Origin of the sequence: Enterobacter sp. SECR19-1250 (genome assembly GCF_013391025.1) — a bacterium.
Lineage (GTDB): Bacteria > Pseudomonadota > Gammaproteobacteria > Enterobacterales > Enterobacteriaceae > Enterobacter > Enterobacter cloacae.
In genome coordinates, this window is sequence record NZ_JACASJ010000084.1 from 1 (window position 1) to 22,962 (window position 22,962).

General features: G+C 55.7%; 20 protein-coding genes and 1 pseudogene. 15 read left to right on the forward strand and 6 right to left on the reverse strand.

Annotation, left to right across the window (positions count from 1 at the left end):
• Positions 1-24: 24 nt before the first annotated feature.
• Positions 25-648, reverse strand: coding sequence for an MFS transporter (locus HX884_RS19150; RefSeq protein ID WP_249166313.1), 624 nt, complete (start codon positions 646-648; stop codon positions 25-27).
• 127 nt (positions 649-775) lie between these two features.
• On the opposite strand from HX884_RS19150, the gene HX884_RS19155 reads away from it, so the two are divergent.
• The 7 genes from HX884_RS19155 (at position 776) to tauD (ending at position 7,828) form a co-directional block, all read left to right on the forward strand.
• Positions 776-1,684 carry a LysR substrate-binding domain-containing protein gene (locus HX884_RS19155; RefSeq protein WP_013095771.1) on the forward strand — a complete coding sequence of 303 codons (909 nt, stop codon included), beginning with the start codon at positions 776-778 and terminating at the stop codon, positions 1,682-1,684.
• Between the two features lie 237 nt (positions 1,685-1,921).
• Entirely contained in the window at positions 1,922-3,322 is a 1,401-nt protein-coding gene (gene mmuP / locus HX884_RS19160) for an S-methylmethionine permease (RefSeq protein ID WP_178328627.1), read from the forward strand.
• On the forward strand, positions 3,309-4,241 hold the full coding sequence (gene mmuM / locus HX884_RS19165) for a homocysteine S-methyltransferase (RefSeq protein ID WP_178328628.1): 933 nt from the start codon (positions 3,309-3,311) through the stop codon (positions 4,239-4,241). The genes mmuP and mmuM overlap by 14 nt, the downstream gene beginning before the upstream one ends.
• Positions 4,242-4,418: 177 nt before the next feature.
• Positions 4,419-5,381, forward strand: coding sequence for a taurine ABC transporter substrate-binding protein (gene tauA / locus HX884_RS19170; RefSeq protein WP_149896800.1), 963 nt, complete (start codon positions 4,419-4,421; stop codon positions 5,379-5,381).
• 10 nt (positions 5,382-5,391) lie between these two features.
• A complete protein-coding gene (gene tauB, locus HX884_RS19175) occupies positions 5,392-6,159 on the forward strand; it encodes a taurine ABC transporter ATP-binding subunit (protein WP_047023482.1) in 768 nt (255 codons plus the stop codon).
• A complete protein-coding gene (tauC, locus tag HX884_RS19180) occupies positions 6,156-6,983 on the forward strand; it encodes a taurine ABC transporter permease TauC (RefSeq protein ID WP_020686348.1) in 828 nt (275 codons plus the stop codon). The genes tauB and tauC overlap by 4 nt, the downstream gene beginning before the upstream one ends.
• Positions 6,980-7,828 carry a taurine dioxygenase gene (tauD, locus tag HX884_RS19185; protein ID WP_130626593.1) on the forward strand — a complete coding sequence of 283 codons (849 nt, stop codon included), beginning with the start codon at positions 6,980-6,982 and terminating at the stop codon, positions 7,826-7,828. Before tauC ends, tauD begins: the two co-directional genes overlap by 4 nt.
• Positions 7,829-7,933: 105 nt before the next feature.
• Here the strand turns inward: tauD and HX884_RS19190 are convergent, their stop codons facing one another.
• Both HX884_RS19190 and hemB read right to left on the reverse strand, forming a co-directional pair.
• Positions 7,934-9,634, reverse strand: a complete 1,701-nt coding sequence (locus tag HX884_RS19190; protein ID WP_178328629.1) for a lysophospholipid acyltransferase family protein — start codon at positions 9,632-9,634, stop codon at positions 7,934-7,936.
• 127 nt (positions 9,635-9,761) lie between these two features.
• Positions 9,762-10,736, reverse strand: coding sequence for a porphobilinogen synthase (gene hemB, locus HX884_RS19195; protein ID WP_013095798.1), 975 nt, complete (start codon positions 10,734-10,736; stop codon positions 9,762-9,764).
• A gap of 451 nt (positions 10,737-11,187) precedes the next feature.
• On the opposite strand from hemB, the gene HX884_RS19200 reads away from it, so the two are divergent.
• Both HX884_RS19200 and HX884_RS19205 read left to right on the forward strand, forming a co-directional pair.
• Entirely contained in the window at positions 11,188-13,962 is a 2,775-nt protein-coding gene (locus tag HX884_RS19200) for an autotransporter outer membrane beta-barrel domain-containing protein (RefSeq protein WP_178328630.1), read from the forward strand.
• 87 nt (positions 13,963-14,049) lie between these two features.
• The gene (locus HX884_RS19205; RefSeq protein WP_178328631.1) at positions 14,050-14,673 is read left to right on the forward strand and encodes a helix-turn-helix domain-containing protein; all 624 of its coding nucleotides are present in this window, start codon (positions 14,050-14,052) and stop codon (positions 14,671-14,673) included.
• Here HX884_RS19205 and ampH read toward each other — a convergent pair.
• Positions 14,670-15,836, reverse strand: a complete 1,167-nt coding sequence (ampH, locus tag HX884_RS19210; RefSeq protein ID WP_013095801.1) for a D-alanyl-D-alanine-carboxypeptidase/endopeptidase AmpH — start codon at positions 15,834-15,836, stop codon at positions 14,670-14,672. The two genes, HX884_RS19205 and ampH, sit on opposite strands and share 4 nt — an antisense overlap.
• A 204-nt stretch (positions 15,837-16,040) precedes the next feature.
• On the opposite strand from ampH, the gene HX884_RS19215 reads away from it, so the two are divergent.
• The 3 genes from HX884_RS19215 to HX884_RS19225 all read left to right on the forward strand — a co-directional run bounded on the left by HX884_RS19215 (position 16,041) and on the right by HX884_RS19225 (position 19,022).
• Positions 16,041-16,574 carry an isochorismatase family protein gene (locus tag HX884_RS19215; protein ID WP_178328632.1) on the forward strand — a complete coding sequence of 178 codons (534 nt, stop codon included), beginning with the start codon at positions 16,041-16,043 and terminating at the stop codon, positions 16,572-16,574.
• A gap of 115 nt (positions 16,575-16,689) precedes the next feature.
• Entirely contained in the window at positions 16,690-17,910 is a 1,221-nt protein-coding gene (gene sbmA / locus HX884_RS19220) for a peptide antibiotic transporter SbmA (protein ID WP_013095803.1), read from the forward strand.
• Between the two features lie 14 nt (positions 17,911-17,924).
• Positions 17,925-19,022: a DUF1615 domain-containing protein gene (locus tag HX884_RS19225; RefSeq protein ID WP_178328633.1), complete on the forward strand. Its 1,098-nt coding sequence runs from the start codon at positions 17,925-17,927 to the stop codon at positions 19,020-19,022.
• Here the strand turns inward: HX884_RS19225 and HX884_RS19230 are convergent.
• Positions 19,019-19,321, reverse strand: coding sequence for a DUF2755 family protein (locus tag HX884_RS19230; protein ID WP_013095805.1), 303 nt, complete (start codon positions 19,319-19,321; stop codon positions 19,019-19,021). The two genes, HX884_RS19225 and HX884_RS19230, sit on opposite strands and share 4 nt — an antisense overlap.
• 247 nt (positions 19,322-19,568) lie before the next feature.
• On the opposite strand from HX884_RS19230, the gene HX884_RS19235 reads away from it, so the two are divergent.
• Positions 19,569-19,805 (forward strand): DUF2754 domain-containing protein, encoded by a 237-nt coding sequence (locus HX884_RS19235; protein ID WP_095907403.1) that lies wholly within the window; start codon positions 19,569-19,571, stop codon positions 19,803-19,805.
• Here the strand turns inward: HX884_RS19235 and ddlA are convergent.
• The gene (ddlA, locus tag HX884_RS19240) at positions 19,802-20,902 is read right to left on the reverse strand and encodes a D-alanine--D-alanine ligase (RefSeq protein ID WP_094085019.1); all 1,101 of its coding nucleotides are present in this window, start codon (positions 20,900-20,902) and stop codon (positions 19,802-19,804) included. The two genes, HX884_RS19235 and ddlA, sit on opposite strands and share 4 nt — an antisense overlap.
• 102 nt (positions 20,903-21,004) lie before the next feature.
• Between ddlA and HX884_RS19245 the strand changes: the two genes are divergently transcribed.
• Positions 21,005-21,688 carry an extensin family protein gene (locus HX884_RS19245; RefSeq protein WP_178328634.1) on the forward strand — a complete coding sequence of 228 codons (684 nt, stop codon included), beginning with the start codon at positions 21,005-21,007 and terminating at the stop codon, positions 21,686-21,688.
• Positions 21,689-21,857: 169 nt separating this feature from the next.
• A pseudogene (locus HX884_RS19250) lies at positions 21,858-22,919 on the forward strand (multidrug efflux MFS transporter); the annotation flags it as partial.
• Between the last annotated feature and the right edge of the window lie 43 nt (positions 22,920-22,962).

Here is a 22,962-nt window from a genome sequence, read left to right on the forward strand (position 1 = left end):
AACCCAGACCTATGTGCCTCGTGTTTAACTGTCCAACTTTTTGGGGTCAGTACACTCGCGTTGCCCATGTGCGGCCTGGCGTGGCGCGGGTTTCTGATACGGCACGCGCAAGGCGATCAGCAGGGCAATGGCGCAGGCAACGATCCCTAATGCCACAAAGGAGGCGTGCCAGCCCAGGTGTTCCAGCGCCGAGACGGCCACAATCGGCCCGACGGTCATCGCCAGCCCGGCGGAGGAGAGCAGGACCGACTGGGCGAAGGTGCGTTTTTCCAGCGTAAAATTGCTGACCACCGCTTTCGCGCAGGAGCAGGGATAGCCGGAATGCCCCACGCCGGAGAGAAAGCGAAACACCAGCAGCAGGCCAACGCTCATACCCAGCGCGCCAAAGCAGAGGGCGAAGATCCCCAGTGCACACAGAGAAAGGATCAGCATGGTTTTGTAGCCGATTCGGTCGTTTAGCCAGCCAGCAGGCACCTGAAAGAGAGAGTAGGCGAGAAAGAAGATCCCGGTGATATAGCCCAGCTGCGCGGTGGTAAGCCCGAACTCTTTTTCGATCGGCAACAGGGCAAAACCCATTACGGTTTTATCGATGTAGACCACGACATAACCGATAAAAAGCAAAAAAATCATCTGTGACTGGCTTTTCATTGTGTTTTCCGCCTGACGTCAGAGTGTGATGAGAATTGTTGTGTGCACTCTGAATCTAGGGGTTTACCAGACAGGCGGGAAGATATAATTTTGCTATAGGTGATGCTTTTTTGTTATAGGGTGAGCGATGAAATATCTGCCAAAACTCGGCCATCTTCAGGCCTTTCGTCAGGTGGCGCGCAGCGGCAGTATCCGTTCGGCCGCACGGGAACTGGGCGTTTCGCAGCCCGGATTGAGCCGTACATTGCGTGAGCTTGAGCAAACTTTAGGCACCCAACTTTTATTGCGCAGCAAAGAGGGGATTGCCCTTACCGAGGCGGGAATGGCGTTTTCTCAACGGGCGGAGTGGGTGCTTGAAGAGCTGCGGCGTGCGGCGGATGAAGTGGAGCAGATTAACCATTTTACTCACGGGCGTCTGACGGTGGGGTTCTCTTCGCTTATTGCGCTGACCGTCTTTCCCGATGTGGCCGAGGCATTCAAGAAAACGCTGCCCCAGGTCTTGCTGACGGTGAAGGAGGGGCAGCTCTCCTCGCTCCTGCCTGGCGTACGAAACGGTGAAATAGATATGGCTATCGGCTCGGTGGATCCGATGGCGCCGCCGGAAGGGGTGATGATCGAACCGCTGTTTACCTCGCCGTTTTGCATCATCGCGCGCAAGGGGCACCCACTGGCAGAAGCCCGCGATCTGATGGCGCTGCGTCAGGCCAAATGGCTGCTGCCGGAGTCATCCATGGGCTACTACCAGCAGCTACAAAATGAGCTCAGCCATTTTTATCGACAGGTGGATATCACCCCACTGCGCACCGATTCCGTCATCACGGGGCTGAATATGGTGCTTAACGCGGACTATCTGACGGTGGTCGCGCGGGCAATGTGTCAGCCGCTACAGCTTGATGACAAGCTGGTGGCGTTGCCCATCACCCAACTGCCGTCGGCGCAGTATTGCGCGGTGTGGTCGCAAAAGTCGGCGATGACCACCAACGCGCGTCAGTTTTTGATTCGCCTGCGCGAAGCATGCAGAGGGTTTAGCTGGTAGCGGACAGATACGACTTTTGTCTGAGCCAGAATCACAGCCGTCCGCGCCATGCTGTAAGTATCTGCTTGCGGAGGTGCTTATGGCCTGGCGTCCGATTCTGTATGTGATCCTCACAACCCATCCCCGACTCAGTGCGCGACGCGCCCGGTTGCGTCTGGTCGTCTAGCTTTTTTATGTTAATCGCGGTATAACACACCTTCTTTAGATGTTTAGATGTCCATACGTATAGAAGGTAATATGCAAACACAACAAGAAAATGGGCAGCTAAAGCGCACCATGAAAACACGCCACCTGATTATGCTCTCGCTGGGTGGCGTGATTGGCACAGGGTTATTCTTTAATACCGGTTATATCATTTCGACAACCGGGGCAGCAGGCACGCTGCTGGCCTATCTCATTGGCGCACTGGTGGTCTGGCTGGTGATGCAGTGTCTGGGCGAGTTGTCGGTGGCGATGCCGGAAACCGGCGCGTTTCACGTCTATGCCGCTCGTTACCTCGGCCCGGCGACGGGCTATACCGTGGCGTGGCTGTACTGGCTCACCTGGACGGTGGCGCTAGGGTCGAGCTTTACCGCCGCCGGGTTCTGTATGCAGTACTGGTTCCCACAGGTGCCCGTCTGGGTATGGTGCGTGGTCTTCTGCGTGGTGATTTTTGGCCTTAACGTCATCTCCACGCGTTTCTTTGCCGAGGGCGAATTCTGGTTCTCGCTGGTGAAAGTTATCACCATCATCGCCTTTATTATTCTTGGCGGTGCGGCGATCTTTGGCTTTATTCCAATGCAGGACGGTTCGCTAGCGCCGGGTCTGAGCAACATTACCGCTGAAGGCTGGTTCCCGCATGGCGGCCTGCCGATCCTGATGACCATGGTGGCGGTGAACTTTGCCTTCTCCGGCACCGAGCTTATCGGTATTGCGGCGGGCGAAACGGAAAACCCGCATAATGTTATTCCGGTGGCGATCCGTGCGACCATTGCCCGACTGATCATCTTCTTTATCGGTACCGTGTTTGTGCTGGCGGCGCTGATCCCGATGCAGCAGGCCGGGGTGGAAAAGAGCCCGTTTGTGCTGGTGTTTGAAAAAGTCGGGATCCCGTATGCGGCAGATATCTTTAACTTTGTGATTTTGACCGCGATCCTCTCGGCGGCAAACTCCGGCTTGTACGCCTCAGGGCGCATGCTGTGGTCGCTTTCTAACGAGAAAACGCTGCCGCGCTGCTTTGCCCGCGTCAATAAAAATGGCGTGCCGCTGACGGCGCTCTCCGTTTCCATGCTCGGTGGCGTGCTGGCGCTCTTCTCAAGCGTGGTTGCGCCGGACACGGTGTTTGTGGCGCTGTCGGCCATTTCCGGTTTTGCGGTGGTGGCGGTGTGGATCAGCATCTGCGCGTCGCACTTTGTCTTCCGTCGTCGTCATCTGCAGTCCGGACAGCCGCTGTCTGCTCTGCACTATCGCGCGCCGTGGTATCCGCTGGTGCCGGTGCTCGGGTTTATCCTCTGCGTGGTGGCGTGTATCGGCCTGTGGTTTGATCCGAGCCAGCGCATTGCCCTTTATTGTGGCCTGCCGTTCGTCTCCCTGTGTTATGGTGCCTACTACCTGACCCGAAACCTGACATCGCAGGAGCCTGAACATGTCGCAGAATAATCCGCTTACCGCCCTCCTTGAAAAGCAGCCGTTTGTGGTGCTGGATGGCGCAATGGCAACTGAACTGGAAGCGCGCGGGTGCAACCTTGCAGACAACCTCTGGTCTGCCAAAGTATTGATGGAAAACCCGGAGCTTATCCGTGAAGTCCACCTCGACTACTACCGCGCAGGTGCGCAGGTGGCGATCACCGCCAGCTATCAGGCCACGCCTGCGGGCTTTGCGGCGCGCGGTCTGGACGAGGCGCAGTCCCGCGTGTTGATCGGCAAAAGCGTAGAGCTGGCGCGTAAGGCGCGTGAAGCGTATCTGGCGGAAAATCCGCATGCGGGCACGCTGCTGGTGGCGGGGTCCGTTGGGCCGTATGGCGCCTATCTGGCGGATGGCTCTGAGTATCGCGGAGATTATGTGCGTCGCGCCGAAGAGTTTACCGCGTTTCATCGTCCGCGCATTGAGGCGTTGCTGGATGCGGGGGCGGATCTGCTGGCTTGCGAAACGCTACCCTCCTTTGAGGAGATCAAGGCGCTGGCAGCACTTGTGGCTGAGTATCCCCGCGCCCGGGCATGGTTCTCGTTTACCCTGCGCGACAGCGAGCACCTGAGCGACGGGACACCGCTGCTGGAAGTTGTCGCGGCCCTGAAAGATAATTCGCAGGTCGTGGCGCTGGGCATCAACTGTATCGCGCTGGAAAACACCACCGCGGCGCTGAAACACCTGCACAGCCTGACGGCACTGCCGCTGGTGGTCTATCCGAACTCGGGCGAGCATTATGATGCGGTGACCAAAACCTGGCACCATCACGGTGAAGCGTGCGAGACGCTGGCGGGGTATTTGCCCCAGTGGCTGGAGGCCGGTGCCAGATTAATCGGTGGATGCTGTCGCACCACGCCGAAAGATATTGCTGAGCTTAACGCGCAGCGCTGAAGCCCTCACCCTGACCCTCTCCCACAGGGAGAGGGAAAAAAACAACCGCACAAAACCAACTATCCTTTCCCGCTTTTTTTCTAAAAACGAATCGTTATTAGCGATTCGTTTTAATTCCTTTATCAAAATTCCCGCGCCGGAAATACTGCCCTCATAACAACAAGGGGAGCAGACAGGATGGCAATTACATCGCGAATTACATTACTCGGCGCGCTGGCGCTGTGGGCATTTCAGGCGCAGGCGGTGGACGTCACCGTTGCGTATCAGACCTCCGCAGAGCCTGCGAAAGTCGCGCAGGCGGATAACACCTTTGCCAAAGAGAGCGGCGCAAACGTCGACTGGCGTAAGTTCGACAGCGGGGCGGCCGTGGTGCGTGCGCTTGCGTCCGGCGACGTGCAGATTGGTAACATCGGCTCCAGCCCGCTGGCGGTAGCGGCCAGCCAGCAGGTGCCGATTGAAGTTTTCCTCCTCGCTTCACAGCTGGGCAACTCCGAAGCGCTGGTGGTGAAGAAAAACATCACCAAACCGGAAGACCTGATCGGCAAGCGCATCGCCGTGCCGTTCATTTCGACCACTCACTACAGCCTGCTGGCGGCGCTGAAACACTGGGGCATCAAGCCAGGCCAGGTGCAAATCATTAATCTGCAGCCACCGGCGATTATTGCGGCCTGGCAACGCGGCGATATTGATGGCGCATACGTCTGGGCACCGGCTGTCAATGAGCTGGAAAAAGACGGCACCGTGCTGACCGACTCCGAAAAAGTGGGCCAGTGGGGCGCGCCAACGCTCGACGTGTGGGTGGTGCGCAAAGATTTTGCTGAGAAACATCCTGAGGTCGTGAAGGCCTTTGCCAAAAGCGCCCTCGACGCTCAGCAGCCCTATATCAGCAACCCGGATGCATGGCTGAAGCAGCCTGCCAATCTCGAAAAACTGTCCCGTCTGAGTGGCGTGCCGCAAGCGGACGTTCCGGGGCTGGTGAAAGGTAATACCTATCTCACGCCTGCCCAACAGGTACAACAGCTGACCGGACCGGTAAACAAAGCGATTGTCGATACCGCCACGTTCCTGAAAGAGCAGGGCAAAGTGCCTGCGGTGGCGGCGGACTACAGCCAGTACGTGACCGATCGCTTCGTGAAATAAGGGGGCTGCGATGCTGAATATTACAAATCTGTCTGCTGATTACGGTGGCAAACCGGCCCTGGAGAACATCAACCTGACGCTGGACAGCGGTGAGCTGCTGGTTGTGCTTGGCCCGTCCGGGTGCGGGAAAACCACGCTGCTGAATCTGATTGCCGGGTTTGTGCCATATCAGCATGGCTCCATTCAACTGGAAGGGAAAAAAGTGGAAGGCCCGGGCGCTGAGCGTGGGGTGGTCTTTCAGAACGAAGGTCTGCTTCCCTGGCGCAACGTGCAGGAAAACGTGGCGTTTGGGTTGCAACTGGCGGGCGTAAGCCGCGAGCAACGGCTGGCAACAGCACGGGACATGCTCAAAAAGGTCGGTCTTGAAGGGGCTGAAAAACGGTTTATCTGGCAGCTTTCCGGCGGCCAGCGTCAGCGGGTTGGTATTGCCCGCGCGCTGGCGGCCAATCCGCAGCTTTTGCTGCTGGATGAGCCGTTCGGGGCGCTGGATGCCTTTACCCGCGAGCAGATGCAAACCCTGCTTTTACGCCTGTGGCATGAAACGGGTAAACAGGTGCTGCTGATCACCCACGATATCGAAGAGGCGGTGTTTATGGCGACCGAGCTGGTGCTGTTGTCCCCTGGCCCGGGGCGCGTGCTGGAGCGGCTGCCGCTTGAGTTTGCCCGTCGCTATGTCGCGGGGGAGCCGGTGCGCAGCATCAAATCCGATCCGCGGTTTATCGAACAGCGTGAATACGTCTTAAGCCGTGTGTTTGAACAACGGGAGGCCTTCTCATGAGCATCGTCTTCAGCGAGAAAACGCGACGCGCGCGCCCGGCCTTACGCTGGCCTTTCTCGCGCCAGATAACACTCAGTGTCGGCACGCTGCTGGTGCTGCTGGCGGTGTGGTGGCTGGTTGCCGCGCAGGCATGGATCAGCCCGCTGTTTCTGCCGCCGCCGGGGCAGGTGCTGGCAAAACTCATCACCATTGCCGGGCCGCAGGGCTTTATGGACGCTACGCTCTGGCAGCACTTAGGTGCAAGCCTGGCGCGCATTCTGGTGGCGCTACTGGCGGCGGTGATAATCGGCATTCCGGTCGGGATCGCGATGGGCTTAAGCCCGACGGTGCGCGGCATCCTCGACCCGCTGATTGAGCTTTACCGTCCGGTGCCGCCGCTGGCCTATCTGCCGCTGATGGTGATCTGGTTCGGCATCGGTGAAACGTCAAAAATCCTGCTGATTTATCTGGCGATTTTCGCCCCGGTTGCCATGTCGGCTCTGGCGGGCGTCAAAAGCGCCCAGCAGGTGCGGATCCGCGCGGCGCAATCGCTGGGAGCCAGCCGGACACAGGTGCTGCTGTTCGTGATTTTACCGGGCGCACTGCCGGAGATTTTAACCGGATTACGCATCGGCCTTGGCGTGGGCTGGTCAACGCTGGTGGCGGCAGAGCTGATCGCCGCCACCCGAGGGTTAGGGTTTATGGTGCAGTCGGCGGGGGAGTTTCTGGCGACTGACGTGGTACTGGCCGGGATTGCGGTTATCGCCGTGATCGCCTTTGGATTAGAACTGGGGCTGCGTGCGCTGCAGCGTCGTCTGACGCCCTGGCATGGAGAAATACAATGAGTGAACGTCTGACCATTACCCCGCTGGGGACATATATCGGTGCGCAGGTGTCGGGCCTGGATGTGACCCGTCCGCTGAGCGATAACCAGTTTGAGCAGCTTTATCATGCGGTGCTGCGCCATCAGGTGGTATTCCTGCGCGAACAGGCAATCACCCCGCAGCAGCAGCGCGCCCTGGCACTGCGCTTTGGCGATCTGCATATCCATCCGGTTTATCCGCATGCGGAAGGGGTGGAGGAGATTATTGTGCTCGACACGCATAACGATAACCCGCCGGACAACGACAACTGGCACACGGATGTGACGTTTATCGAGACGCCACCTGCAGGGGCGATACTTTCGGCGAAGCTGCTGCCGGAGACGGGCGGCGATACGCTGTGGGCCAGCGGCATTGCGGCCTTTGAGGCGCTGTCCGCACCCTTCCGTACCCTGCTGAGCGGCCTGCGGGCGGAGCATGACTTCAAAAAATCGTTCCAGGAGTACAAGTATCGCAAAACAGAAGCGGAGCATCAGCGCTGGCAGGAGGCGGTTGCGAAACATCCGCCGCTGCTGCATCCGGTCGTGCGCACCCATCCGGTAACCGGCAAGCAGGCGCTGTTTGTGAATGAGGGATTCACGACGCGGATTGTGGACGTGACGGAAAAAGAGAGCGAGGCGCTGTTACGTTTCCTGTTTGCGCATATCACCAAACCGGAGTTTCAGGTGCGCTGGCGCTGGCAGGAGAACGATCTGGCGATCTGGGATAACCGCGTGACGCAGCACTATGCGAATGCGGATTATCTGCCACAGCGTCGGATTATGCAGCGGGCGACAATTTTGGGAGATAAGCCGTTCTACCGTCCTTGAACCATCGCACCCGTAGGCCGGGTAAGGCGTAGCCGCCACCCGGCAATTGTGCACCGTTCTTGCCGGGTGGCGCTGCGCTTACCCGGCCTACAAAAAACCGCACATTTAAAGGTGCGCCTCAATATACCGCTGATAGCGGTTTGCCTTGAGGTAGCACAAGTCCACCAGCACCAGCCCGTCGATGCAGTTGTTGAACGCCGGGTCGCTGCCAAAATCGATAAACTGCACGCCGCCGGGTTCACACAGCTCGGAATACTGTTTGTAGAGCGGTGGAATACCGCACCCCAGATTACCGAGCAGGGATTTCAGCTTCGTCAGGTCATCCACGTAATCGACCCCGCCAAACTGCGCCAGCACGTCCGGCAGGGAGGCCGGATAAGGCTGACGTGACGCGGCTAAGGGATGTGTCGCCGGGAACCAGAGGCGGTAAAACGCCACCAGCAGATCCCGTGCGGCAGGCGGTAAGCCACCGGAAATCGAGACCGGGCCAAAGAGGTAGCGGTAGTGCGGATAACGTGCCAGATAGGCACCAATACCGGACCACAGATAGTCCAGACCGCGACGACCCCAGTAGCGCGGTTGAATAAAGCTGCGCCCCAGTTCAATACCGTGTTCCAGCACGTCCTGCATTTTATCGTCGTAGTGAAACAGACTGTAGCTATAAAGCCCTTCCAGACCGTGTTGCTCGACCTGTCTGGCAGTGGGCATAAAGCGATAGGCGCCGACGATCTCCAGATCGTCTTCATCCCACAGGATCAGGTGCAGATAGTCATCGTCGTAACTGTCGGTGTCCCGACGTTTACCGCTTCCTTCCTCCACGGCGCGAAACGCAATCTCGCGCAGGCGTCCCAGCTCGCGCAGCAGGGGAGCCTCTTCCTGCCCGTTGCGTTGCCATAGATAAATAGTTTTGCCATCGCTGGTTTTGCCCAGACATTCGGCCTGGGCCAGCTCGCGCTTCAGCGTGGCCCGGTCTTCCGGACGGGCAATGGCGCATTGGGTTTTAAAGACGCCAGGCACTCCCTTGCCAAGACGTATCACGTGCTGACGGCACTGCTCGGCCATCTCACGCGATGAAAGGGTTGTGCTATACCAGTGATGCCAGGCTATCTGCTGGCCGATCTTTATCGGTAGCTGGCTGTGGCGGCGGCGGAACATCTGCTGCATCAGCAAGAGCATCGATACGGTGGGGGACACCAGCGTGCTGGCATAAAAGAGCAGGCTGTTGTGTGCCTGAATATGCACCGGCAGCAGCGGTACGCGCAGCTTACTGGCGAGTTTAATAAAGCCGGGGTGCCATTTTTTATCGCGGATCCCTTTGCGCGTAGGACGGGACACTTCTCCCGCCGGGAAGAAGATCAGCACCCCTGCGTTTTGCAGATGCTGTTCCATCTGCATCAGGGACGTTTTTGCCGTTCTGCCGCCCATATTGTCCACCGGAATAAACAGTGAGCTAAGCGGTTCAAGGTGGGTCAGCATCCGGTTAGTGACGACTTTCACATCGCGCCGTACACGGGAAACGGCATACATCAGCGCCAGCCCGTCCAGCGTTCCTGTTGGGTGGTTGGCAATAATCACCAGCGGGCCATGTTCAGGGATTTGTTCGAGATCGCGGGCGGAAACGGTGCAGAGAATATCGAGGTGCTCCAGAACCTGCTCCACCATATCCAGGCCTTTCAGATGGCGGTGTGTCGCGGCAAATTGCTGGAATTCTTCTTCGTAGAACAGTCTTTTTAACAGACTTTTTTGCCAGGGTGCAGGCCTCGCCTGAGGCCAAAGGTCGTCGAGAACGCTATCGAGACTAAACATGGTTACTCCTCCTGCCGTCTTGCTCAGACAGTAGAAGGGAGAGATGTCGGTTGTATTGCAGTTTGGTGAAGATTAGCGCAGAGAGGAGGCCGGGTAAGGCGAAGCCACCACCCCGCGCTAAAGCGGATTAACGCAGAATTTTCTTCTCGGCCAGATCCAGCGCAAAGTAGCTGAAGATCAGATCCGCGCCAGCACGTTTGATCGCGCCCAGGCTTTCCAGGATCACTTTCTCTTCGTCGATCGCACCCGCCTGCGCGGCGAATTTGATCATCGCGTACTCGCCGCTCACCTGGTATGCACCCAGCGGCAGTTCGGTGCGCTCGCGAATGTCGCGCAGGATATCCAGATACGCGCCAGCCGGTTTCACCATCAGGCAATCTGCGCCCTGGGCTTCATCCAGCAGCGATTCACGGATGGCTTCACGGCGGTTCAGCGGGTTCATCTGATAGGTTTTGCGATCGCCTTTCAGCGCTGTACCGGCCGCTTCACGGAACGGACCGTAGAACGAAGAGGCAAACTTGGTGGAGTAGGACATGATGGCGGTATCAGTGAATCCGGCCGCATCAAGCGCCTGGCGGATCGCCTGAACCTGCCCGTCCATGGCAGCGGAAGGTGCGATGAAATCCGCACCGGCTGCTGCAGCTACCACCGCCTGCTTGCCGAGATTCAGCAAAGTGGCGTCATTATCGACACCGTGATCGCACAGCACACCGCAGTGGCCATGAGAGGTATATTCACAGAAACAGGTGTCTGACATGACGATCATTTCCGGCACGGTCTCTTTGCAGATCCGCGACATCCGGGCGACCAGACCGTCCTCTTTCCAGGCATCGCTGCCGGTAGCGTCAGTGTGGTGTGAGATGCCAAAGGTCATCACCGAGCGGATCCCCGCGTTGGCGATACGTTCGATCTCACGCGCCAGATATTTTTCCGGAATGCGCATCACGCCTGGCATGGCGTCGATGGCTTTGTAGTCATCGATCTCTTCTTCAACAAAAATCGGCAACACCAGATCGTTTAAGGTCAGTGTTGTCTCTTCAAACATAGCGCGCAGTGCAGGTGACTTGCGCAGACGACGGGGACGAGCAATTAAATCGGTCATGATATGCCTGACGTTTGTGGAACAAAGAAGGCTAGTGTACATGAAAGTGGAGGAGATGGTTTTACGAAAGTAGGCTTTTTGTTAATGCGAAATGGGGTTTGCGATGTTTCACATGGTCAATATATATAACCAACGTCAGCCTGTTTTTCACACGCTCGAGATATTGGTGCGATTTCTAAATTGAAGTAAATATATCATTAATAATGATCTATTATTCTTTATTATATTTTATATATTTATGTCAGATGATTTTAATTCGCTGTTTTTATAGTGTTTATTTATAATTTTTAATGTCGTTGCATTTTTTTCATGTTATTAGTCTGGATACGGACTTAATGGAATCATTCATTGAACCTTTTCGAAATGAAAATGCATAATTCCCTCCGCAATACAATGTTGCCAAATGATTTGATGGACAAACTTGCTTACGTCCCTGAGGAGGGATGACCCAATGCAAACATGGAAAAAGAAACTGGTTGTATCACAACTTGCATTAGCCTGCACCCTGGCTATCGCTTCTCAGGCCAATGCGAAAGATATTTCTGGTGCCACATATAATACCTTCGGATATGATAATACAGCATCAACACCCTGGTATTATGGCTACGCTGACTGGGATTACTCGGATGCCACCCACGACGGTGATATTTATCCGGTGATTAATAAGTCAACGGTGAACGGTGTTATTTCGACGTACTACCTTGACGATGGTGTCAATGGAAGAGCGAATGCGCTGAGCATTTCTAACAGCACCATTAATGGCATGATCACCTCAAAGTGCATGACCACCACGTGTGCTGATGGGGTTGATACGGACGGCACGACCCATACGCAGTACGATCGTTTTAGCCTGACCGTCGATCACTCCACCATTAACGATACCTATGAGCATTATGCGTATGATGTTCTGAATGGTGACAACACCGAAACCCACTATCTGGATACCTATGGACTGGGTAATGCGATTACGCTGGATGTGGAATCGGATATTGTTATCCAGAACAACTCCCACGTTGCAGGTATCACGCTGACTCAGGGTTACCATGAGCTGGACAATACCCCGTATGACGGCGTTGAAGGCGTTGCGGATAGCAGTAATGTCTTTACTAACACCCTGGTGGTCAAAGACTCTGTTTTGACCTCCGGCGCATACAGCGATCTGGGTACCAGCGGGTTCTATGGTCAAACCGCGAAGCCGAGCGACTACGGTGAAACCAACGCGACCGGCGCAGATGACGCGGCACTGATCGTCGCGGCCAGCGCGTCTGACAACGCCATGCAAACCACCGCCACCTTCGATCACTCTACCGTTACCGGCGATATCCTGTTCTCCAGCACCTTCGACAATAACTTCTACGAGAATGGCGACCCGGCAACCGATACCACCGAAGACGGTGTGTATAACCCAACCACCAACGGCTGGGATGGTACCGATAAGCTGGATGTCACACTGACCAACGGCAGCAAATGGGTTGGCGCAGCACAATCCAGCGTTGAAGCGATCGGCACCGCGCAGATGTATGGTGAGGGTTACAGCAGCGTTGACTGGAGAACCCTGTCTCCAAACAGCATCTGGCCTGATTCCACCTACGACACCAACGGTCACGTTGCAGGTGAAGAGGTCTACCAGAGCGGTCTGTTCAACGTCACCCTGAATAACGGTTCAGAGTGGGATACCCGCAAACTGTCTAACATCGACACGCTGGCAGTGAATAACCAGTCGCAGGTCAATGTTGAAAACTCTGGCCTGCTGGCGGATTCCATCACCCTGACCAACGCCTCTACCCTGAATATTGGCGACAGCGGTGCAGTGGCGACAGACAGCCTGTATCTGGACAACTATAGCCGTGCCGCGCTGACGGAAGAAACGGCTGAACTGTATGCCAACACCATCACCGTCGACAACGGTGCGGAACTGGCACTGGGCCTGGGTCAGGTGGACACGCACAACATGGTGCTGACCGATGGCGGTGTGCTGAACGTTGCCAGCCGTGACTACGTGCTGAACAGCGATCTGAACAACGCCCGCTTTATCACCAACGACAAGAGCAAAGCAGATTACGACTATGGCGTCGTGGCGCTTAACTCAGACGGTCATCTGGCGGTGAACGGTGATGTGGCAGGTAACTACACCGTGCGTATCGACGATGCGACCGGCGCCGGTTCTGTTGCTGATTATAAAAACAAAGAGATCATCCGCGTTTATGACAATAACGCAGACACTGCGGCCCGCTTTACGGCAGCAAACAAAGCCGATTTAGGTGCCTATACCTACCAGGCGCAGCAGAAGGGTGACACGGTTGTTCTGCAGCAGAAAGCGCTGACTGACTACGCCAATATGGCGCTGAGCATTCCGTCAGCGAATACCAATATCTGGGATCTGCAGCAGGATACCGTTGGAACCCGTCTGACTAACAGCCGTCACGGTCTGGCCGATAACGGCGGGGCGTGGGTGAGCTACTTCGGCGGCAACTTTGACGCTGACAATGGCGTTATCAGCTACGATCAGGACGTAAGCGGGATTATGGTTGGTCTGGATACGCAGATTGACGGTAACAACGCGAAGTGGATCGTTGGTGGCGCGGCAGGTTTCGCGAAGGGGGATATCAGCGATCGTACCGGTCAGGTTGATCAGGATAGCCAGACGGCGATGATCTATGCCTCTGCGAAGTTTGCCAACGATGTCTTCCTCGACAGCTCCCTGAGCTACACCCGCTTCAATAACGATCTCTCCGCGACCATGAGTAACGGTCAGTACGTGGACGGTAATACCACGACAGATGCGGTTGGTTTCGGTATGAAACTGGGTTATAACTGGAAACCAAACCTGTCCGGCTACGTCACGCCTTATGCGGCAGTGTCTGGGCTGTTCCAGTCGGGTGACGACTACCGCTTGAGCAATGACATGCGAATTGATGGCCAGTCTTACGACAGCCTGCGCTATGAACTCGGTGTCGACGCAGGGTATACCTTCAACTACGGCGGCGATCAGGCTCTGACGCCATACGTCAAACTGGCGTATGTGTATGACGATGCTGATAACAATGCGAACGTGAATGGCGACAGCATTGATAACGGCGTTGAAGGCTCTGCGGTGCGTGTGGGTCTGGGCACACAGTTCAGCTTCACCAAAAACTTCAGTGCATACACGGATGCCACTTACCTGGGCGGCGGTGACGTTGACCAGAACTGGGGCGCCAATTTGGGTGTGAAATATACCTGGTAAAGTATAAAAGCGGGGGAATATATCCCCCGCTTTGTCATCTAAAAAAAATAATATTGAACCGACAAATACGGATGTCCAGAGGTCTGCATGAAAGTTAATGCGAAACCACTTTCTGAATTAAGCCGGCTCGAACAGTGTTTGAAAGTAGCCAGTACCCCATTTAAATCTGCTCCCCAGCAGATTATTTCAAATGATGATAATGATGAACCCAGCACCTTTGTATTACAGACCGGTGTTATTGAAATCTATCGCCGTTCTGACGAGTTGCTGATTGGCATTGCCACCGCGCCCTTTATTCTGGGGCTGACTGCAGGCATGCTTGATTACAGCAAGGAATATCGGGTCGTTGCCAAAAATCCGTGCACAGGCTTTTATTTGCCTGCTTCGACCTCTCTTCAGCTTATTCAGCAAAGTTCGCTCTGGAAAGAAGCTTTCTGCTGGCTGTCCTGGATTAAATCCCTTCTGGAAAAACGGGACCGGCAACTGGTAGGAAATAACTCCTATCATCAGATCCGCGCCATGCTGCTGAACATGGCCGAATGGGATGAAACCCTGCGCTCAAAAATTGGTGTGATGAATCATATTCAACAAAGTACGCGCATTTCGCGTTCGGTCGTTGCAGAGGTGCTCGCTGCGCTTCGACAGGGTAACTACATCAATATGAGCCGGGGCAAACTGGTTAGCATCAACCGTTTGCCCACGGAATATTAAGGCTGGACGGAGGCGGTAAGCACCTGGGCTTTATTGGCGCTGAGCTCAGCCACTAAGTTATTGATCCCATCGCTCATATTGACGAAACGGGTATTTGGCGAGCGGGTGACCACCACAAAAGCGCCCACGTTGGACTGGGGGATCATTGCCATATAGGTAATGAATCCTCCACCGCCACCCGTTTTCTGAATAATGCCCGGACGGCCATTTTTAGGTGCCATATATACCCAGCCCAGACCGAGGGCGTCGGCTTTGCCCGGCACGTCCATACCTATCACGCGGTGCAACTGGCTGCGCTGGTAAATCAGCGTCTGCATACGGTCGGCCTGATGGCTACGTGAGTAGAAGTCTGATGAGAGGAACTGCTGCATCCAGCGCATCATGTCGCCAGGGGTGGAATAAACCCCGCCGCTGCCGATGGCTGCCAGCGTGTTGTTACACGGGCTGGCACCTTTTTCGGCGACCATCAGACGGCGGCACTGATCCGGTGATGGGGTGAAGGTGGTGTCCTTCATGCCCAGCGGGCGCGTGATCTGCTCTTCAAATAGCTGCGTATACGGTTTGCCCGCTGCCGTCGACAGCGCATCGGCCAGCAGGTCAAACGCCAGGTTGGAGTAAGAGGCCTGAGAACCGGGCGCGGACTTCAACGTGGCTTTGCTCAGGTAGTTCCAGCGCTGTTCACGCGTTGGCCAGACAAAAACGTCGCGATGCGCCGCACCCCCTGGCTGTTCGCGAGGCAGGGCGCTGGTATGCGTTGCCAGGTTGACCAGCCTTATCGGCGTCCCCTGATACGTCGGGACACGTGCGCCCGGCGGAGCATACTTGCTGAGCGGATCGTCGAGTTTCACCACGCCCTGGTCCAGCAATTTCACCAGCATTTCGCTGGTCATCAGCTTGGTCAGGGACGCGATGCGGATGACGGAATCCAGCTGCGGATGAACATTATTACCGGGACGCGTTTCACCGAAACTGCGAAACACGCGCTGATTACCGTCGATGACGACCATCGCCATTCCCGTCGCGCCGCTGCCGTAATAAATCAGGTTCGCGTAGCGATCGGCAATATCTGATGCCAGAACGGGCGCCGTCAGCGGTTGGGCTGCCTGGGCGGTTGAGAAGCTCACCGCACACAGCGCGGCGAAAAAGAGCAGACAACGTTTCAACGAAAAGCATCCATAGTGTGAATAAGGAAAGTAATGGGTATTTATACTACTAAACCGTACGGTGCAATGCCCCGAATTACATAACGATAACCAGAAAAACGTAACTGCGAGTAAATCAGAAGAATTTACTTACTGTCAGTCTCCCATTTTGTGACATCGGCCTTATGATAGAGGGCTGTGTTACTCAATCTTGCGGAGAAGAGTATGTCCGGAAAGCGTGTGGTTATGGTTGTCGATATGCAGCAGGGGGTGTTCGAAACGCCTCGTCATCAGCGTGAAAAATGTGTTTCATTGATCAATCAGCTTACGCAGGCAGCCGATCGGGTGATTTTTATTCAGCATACCGAGCCCGGCGGTCTGGAAGAGGGCAGTGACGGGTTTGCCTTGCTGCCAGAACTGCATCAGCCTGCTGATGCCCTCTACGTGACCAAGACGGCCTGCGATGCGTTCTATAACACCTCGCTTGAAACGCTGCTCCGCGAGCAGGGGATCCGGGAGTTTGTCATCTGCGGTTGCGCTACTGATTACTGTGTCGATGCCACGTTCAAGAATGGCGTCAGCCGGGGCTACTACATCACCGTGGCGGAGGATGCGCATACCACCGCGAATCGCCCGGCGGCCGAAGCCCGCATTCTGATTAACCACTACAACGACGTCTGGCGCAACTTCATTGCGCCCGCAAACCCGCCCGCGGTGAAACGCACCGAAACAATTCTTGAAAACTGGAAAGCGAACTAATAATAAACCCTCGGGTCTGACCTTTTTGCCTGCGCCAGGCACCTGGCCCAGGCAAGATTTTCGTGTGGTGATGTGTTGAGCACAGCAACAGCCATAACAACAAGAAGGATGTATCATGTTTAAGTCTTTTTTCCCAAAGCCGGGGCCATTTTTCCTGTCGGCATTTATTTGGGCACTGATCGCTGTCATTTTCTGGCAGGCCGGCGGCGGAGCGTGGTTGACGCGTATCACGGGCGCGACGGGCGAGGTTCCCATTAGCGCGGCGCGTTTTTGGTCGCTGAGCTATCTGCTGTTTTATGCCTACTACATGGTCTGCGTAGGGCTCTTTGCCCTGTTCTGGTTTGTCTATTCGCCACATCGCTGGCAGTACTGGTCGATTCTGGGCACGTCGCTGATCATCTTTGTCACCTGGTTTCTGGTGGAAGTGGGGGTGGCGGTTAACGCTTGGTATGCCCCGTTCTACGATCTGATCCAGAGTGCGCTGAGTTCACCGCATAAGGTGACTATCAATCAGTTCTACCATGAAGTTGGCATTTTCCTCGGTATTGCCCTTATTGCGGTGGTGATTGGCGTCATGAACAATTTCTTTGTCAGCCACTACGTCTTCCGCTGGCGTACCGCGATGAACGAACATTATATGGCGCACTGGCAACACCTGCGTCATATCGAAGGCGCCGCACAGCGTGTGCAGGAAGACACCATGCGTTTCGCCTCGACCCTTGAAGACATGGGCGTGAGCTTTATCAATGCCATTATGACCCTGATTGCCTTCCTGCCGGTTCTGGTGACCCTCTCGGCGCACGTGCCGGACCTGCCGATTGTTGGTCATCTGCCGTATGGCCTGGTGATTGCCGCTATTGTCTGGTCATTAATGGGAACAGGGCTGCTGGCCGTGGTGGGGATCAAGCTGCCTGGGCTGGAGTTTAAAAATCAGCGCGTTGAAGCGGCGTATCGTAAAGAGCTGGTGTATGGTGAAGATGACGCCAACCGCGCCTCGCCGCCAACCGTACGTGAACTGTTTGGCGCCGTGCGTCGCAACTATTTCCGTCTTTACTTCCACTATATGTACTTCAACATTGCGCGCATTTTGTATCTGCAGGTGGATAACGTTTTCGGTTTGTTCCTGCTGTTCCCGTCCATTGTTGCGGGTACGATAACGCTGGGTCTGATGACACAGATCACCAACGTATTTGGTCAGGTTCGCGGGTCGTTCCAGTATCTGATTAGCTCCTGGACCACGCTGGTGGAACTGATGTCCATCTACAAACGTCTGCGCAGCTTTGAACGCGAGCTGGACGATCGGGATCTGCAGGAAGTCACCAATACATTTAGCTAAAACAGGGAATTGCTATGTCTTTTGCCGTACCGCGTACATTATCGCTCTCTTTACTCGCCGCACTCGTGCTGGCGGGGTGTGCCGAAAAAGGGGCCGCCCCGCTTAAAAAAGGTGAGAAACCTGTAGATGTGGCGAGCGTGGTGCGGCAAAAAATGCCCTCTACGGTGAAAGACCGCAATGCGTGGGCCGAGGCGTTAGCGAAGACCTTTGAAAGTCAGAAAATTGCCCCTACCGAGGAGAATATCTGCTCGGTGCTGGCAGTGGCGCAGCAGGAGTCGATGTACCAGTCAGATCCGGTGGTGCCGGGGCTGAACAAAATTGCCTGGAAAGAGATCGACCGTCGCGCGGAATCGATGCATATCCCGGTGTTCCTGGTGCATACCGCCCTTAAAATCACCTCGCCAAACGGCAAAAGCTACAGCGATCGGCTGGACACGGTGAAAACCGAGAAACAGCTGAGCGCCATTTTTGATGATTTCATCAACATGGTGCCGATGGGGCAGAAACTGTTCGGCTCGCTTAACCCGGTGCATACCGGCGGCCCGATGCAGGTCAGCATTGCGTTTGCCGAGCAGCATACGGACGGTTATCCGTGGAAAATCGACGGGACGGTGCGCCAGGAAGTCTTCTCCCTGCGTGGCGGACTGTGGTTTGGCACGTACCATCTGCTGAACTATCCGGCGAGCTACAGCGAGCCGTTGTACCGCTTTGCTGACTTTAACGCGGGCTGGTATGCCAGCCGAAACGCGGCATTTCAGAGTGCGGTCAGCCGTGCCAGCGGGGTGAAACTGGCGCTGGACGGCGATCTCATCGCCTACGGCAGCAGCAAGGCGGGGACAACGGAACTGGCGGTGCGCAAACTGTCAGCAACGCTTGGCATGAGCGATAGCGACATTCGCCGTCAGCTGGAGAAAGGGGATAGCCTGGCGTTCGAGAAGACGGATCTCTACAAGAAGGTTTTCGCGCTGGCCGAGAAGAAGAGTGGAAAAGCGTTACCGCGGGCAATCCTGCCGGGTATTCAACTGGAAAGCCCGAAAATCACGCGTAACCTGACAACGGCATGGTTCGCCAAACGCGTCGACGATCGTCGGGCTCGTTGCATGGGACGTTAATGGCGACGACGCAGGCGTACGACTAACGCGACAACACCGAGAATCAGACAACCCGCGAGGAAGGGGACAAGGCCAAACAAGGTGCTCACACCCAAACCAATCTCAACCCGCGGGCGTCCGTTATCCTGCACCTGCATCAGATGTTCATAGACGCCAGGCGCGTGAACCAGCATGTTGAGAAGCTGGGAGCCTGCCCAGAAGCAGAACAGGACAAACAGGGCATACGCAATATTACCCGCAGTGGAGGTTTTTGGTGGTGTGCCGCCAAAAATCGGTTTCGACAATGTAAAGTCAGCCATAAAGACCTCCGGAAATATCACTCTGTTAATACGCTTCGCACACGGTGAGTTTGACAGGTCATAGCATTTGTCAATATCAGAATCGTGGTAATTTCCCCTGCGGAATTCTCCTGGATTGTCGATTTCTGCAGCACATCACAAATTCATTACTTAACTGAAATTGCGTCGTATTTCAGATTTTCCGCATCTGCCACAGACCCGATCGTAAAACTGTGAGAGGATGTCTTTTTTTCCTGCCGGAGTTGTTATGAAGCTCACGTCCAAACTACGCCGTGACTGGCACTACTACGCCTTTGCTATCGGGCTGATCTTTATTCTTAACGGTGTCGTGGGGCTGCTGGGGTTTGAAGCCAAAGGATGGCAAACCTATGCTGTCGGACTGGTGACCTGGGTGATCAGTTTCTGGCTGGCTGGGTTAATTATCCGCCGTCGCCCGGAAGAGGCGACAGCGGATGAGACGGAGACGGTGAAAAGAACCGATTAACCGTTTACGGAACTTTTGAGTGCGCTGTCAGCGGCATGACGCTCCAGCGCCAGTTCGATCAGACGGGTGATCAGCTCAGAGTAACCCAGACCGCTGGCCTGCCACAGTTTTGGATACATGCTGATGTTGGTAAAGCCCGGCAGGGTGTTGATTTCATTAATCACCACCTCATTATCTGGTGTCAGGAACACATCCACACGCGCCATGCCGCAGCAGCCAAGAGCCTGCCAGGCGTTGATGGCGATCGCCCGGATCTTATCGTTGATGGCCGGATCGATATTTGCCGGCACGACGACCTGAGCGCCTTTATCATCAATGTATTTCGTGTCGTAAGAGTAGAAATCGCTGTTTAACACCACTTCACCGCAGGTGCTTGCCTGTGGGAAATCATTGCCCAGCACCGCGCACTCAATTTCACGGCCTTTGATACCCTGCTCAACCACGACTTTGTGGTCAAACTCAAAAGCCAGACGAACGGCTTCGGTGAACTGTGCTTCGCTTGTCACTTTGCTGACGCCAACGGAGGAGCCCTGGTTCGCAGGCTTCACGAACAGCGGCAGACCCAACTGAGCGGAAATCTGGTTGAAGGTGTATTTATCGCGGTTGGCGCGGGTGAGTGTCACGAACGGGGCAACGTTCAGCCCGGCATCGCGCAGCAGGCGTTTGGTGACGTCTTTATCCATACAGGCGGCGGAGCCCAGCACATCGGAGCCGACAAACGGCAGGTTAGCCATGCGCAGCATACCCTGCAGCGAACCATCTTCGCCCAGCGTGCCGTGGACGATTGGGAACACGACGTCAATCTGAGCAAGAGCCTGAGCATTACCGGCGTCGATAAGTTGCCCCTTCACTACGCCAGGGACGGTGGCGACGCTGATTTCAGAAGGATTAAGGGCGATATGTGCCGGATCGTTGGCGTTTAACAGATACTGGCTCGCATCGTTCACATGCCACTGGCCCTGTTTATCAATGCCCAGCAGCACTACGTCGAAACGGTTTTTATCAATCGCATCGACAATATTTTTTGCCGACTGCAATGAAACCTCGTGCTCCGCTGATTTTCCCCCAAAGACAATACCTACGCGCTGCTTTGCCATCTTACTCTCTTCCAGTCTGACGAAAAGCCAATAACATACCACGATGCCCTGCGGGTTTCGCGACCTTCTGCCATAATGTTTTGGGAGTAAAGAGGGGGGAGTGTGAAAGGCAAAACGTTGCTGATCGTTTTCATTCTGGTGGCAGTCGCAACGGTGGGTTACCGCTGGTTGCCGTCTCACTACAACCCTTTTACGCCACTCTCGCTTGACGACCCGCCAGGCCCAATCACTCAGTACAAACTGCGGCGCCTTACCCCCGAGGCGTGTGCCAGCCTGTTATCGCAGGCCAATCAGAAGGCCCTTATTCGCACACAGCCTGTCGCCGACAGCGCCGGAGCATGCCCCCTTCACAACGTGGTGCGCGTTCGTGACTTCGGACCGGTCAGCCTGAACAGCAGCTTTCTTGCCAGCTGCCCGCTGGCGCTGAGTTCTGCACTGTTTGTCAGCCAGCAGGCCCGGCCACTCACCAGAACCTGGAACGGAAGCGAGCTGGTGCGCATTGAGCACCTGGGCAGCTACGCCTGTCGCAATATTTACCACCGCCCTGATGCAAGACGCAGCGAACATGCCACGGCAGAGGCGCTGGATATCAGCGCGTTTCGGCTGGCGAACGGTGAACGGGTCACCATTCTGCACGGCTGGAGATCGACCAAAACGCAGCCGTGGCTACAGGCGCTGCTGACGGCGAGCTGCGGCTACTACGGGAACGGCCTGGGGCCGGAGTATAACGCGGCGCACGCCAACCATTTCCATCTGGGAATGCGCGGCTTTGGACTCTGCCGCTAAAGCATAATCTTCCGCCAGAAATTGGATGATTTGTGACATATTTCACAAATATGATGACTGGGAAGATAAAACACCAAAGTCAGCAAGGCCGCATCTCTGGCACGGCGTAGATGCCTGTAACTTGCTAATCTGTCGGCGCATTTGCCTAAAAATGAAGACTATTTCTTTTATGGAATCCTGGAAAGTTAACCTCATCTCGGTCTGGTTCGGGTGTTTCTTCACCGGGCTGGCCATCAGCCAGATTTTGCCCTTTCTGCCGCTGTACGTCTCGCAGCTGGGTGTGACCTCGCATGAAGCCCTCTCCATGTGGTCGGGGCTGACGTTCAGCGTGACGTTTCTGGTTTCCGCCATTGTGTCACCCATGTGGGGGAGCCTGGCGGATCGAAAAGGGCGCAAACTGATGCTGCTGCGCGCTTCGCTGGGAATGGCAATAGCCATCCTGCTGCAGGCCTTTGCCACTAACGTCTGGCAGCTGTTTATCCTACGGGCGATCATGGGGCTGACATCCGGCTATATTCCGAACGCCATGGCGCTGGTCGCTTCCCAGGTGCCGCGTGAACGTAGCGGCTGGGCGTTGAGTACGCTCTCCACCGCGCAGATCAGTGGCGTTATCGGCGGCCCGTTGTTAGGCGGCTTTCTGGCCGACCACGTAGGGTTGCGCGCCGTCTTCTTCATTACCGCTATCCTGCTGGTGATCAGTTTTCTGGTGACGCTGTTTCTGATCAAGGAGGGGGGACGTCCGGTGGTCAGTAAATCCGAACGCCTGAGCGGCAAAGCGGTCTTCGCCTCGCTGCCGTATCCCGGGCTGATGATAAGCCTGTTCGTAACCACCATGGTGATCCAGCTCTGTAACGGTTCGGTAGGCCCGATTCTGGCGCTGTTTATAAAATCGATGGAGCCAGACAGCAGCAATATTGCGTTTCTCAGCGGGATGATTGCTGCCGTGCCGGGCGTATCGGCGTTAATCTCTGCGCCGCGGCTGGGAAAACTGGGCGACAGGATCGGTACGGCGCGTATCCTGATGGCCACGCTGATTTTTGCCGTGGTGCTCTTTTTTGCGATGTCGTTCGTCACCTCACCGCTTCAGCTCGGCGTGCTGCGATTCCTGCTCGGCTTTGCCGATGGCGCCATGTTACCTGCGGTGCAGACCTTGCTGGTGAAATATTCAAGTGACCAGGTGACAGGCCGTATTTTTGGCTGTAACCAGTCATTTATGTATTTAGGGAAGGTGCGAACAAGTTCCTGATATGAGATCATCATATTCATCCGGAGCG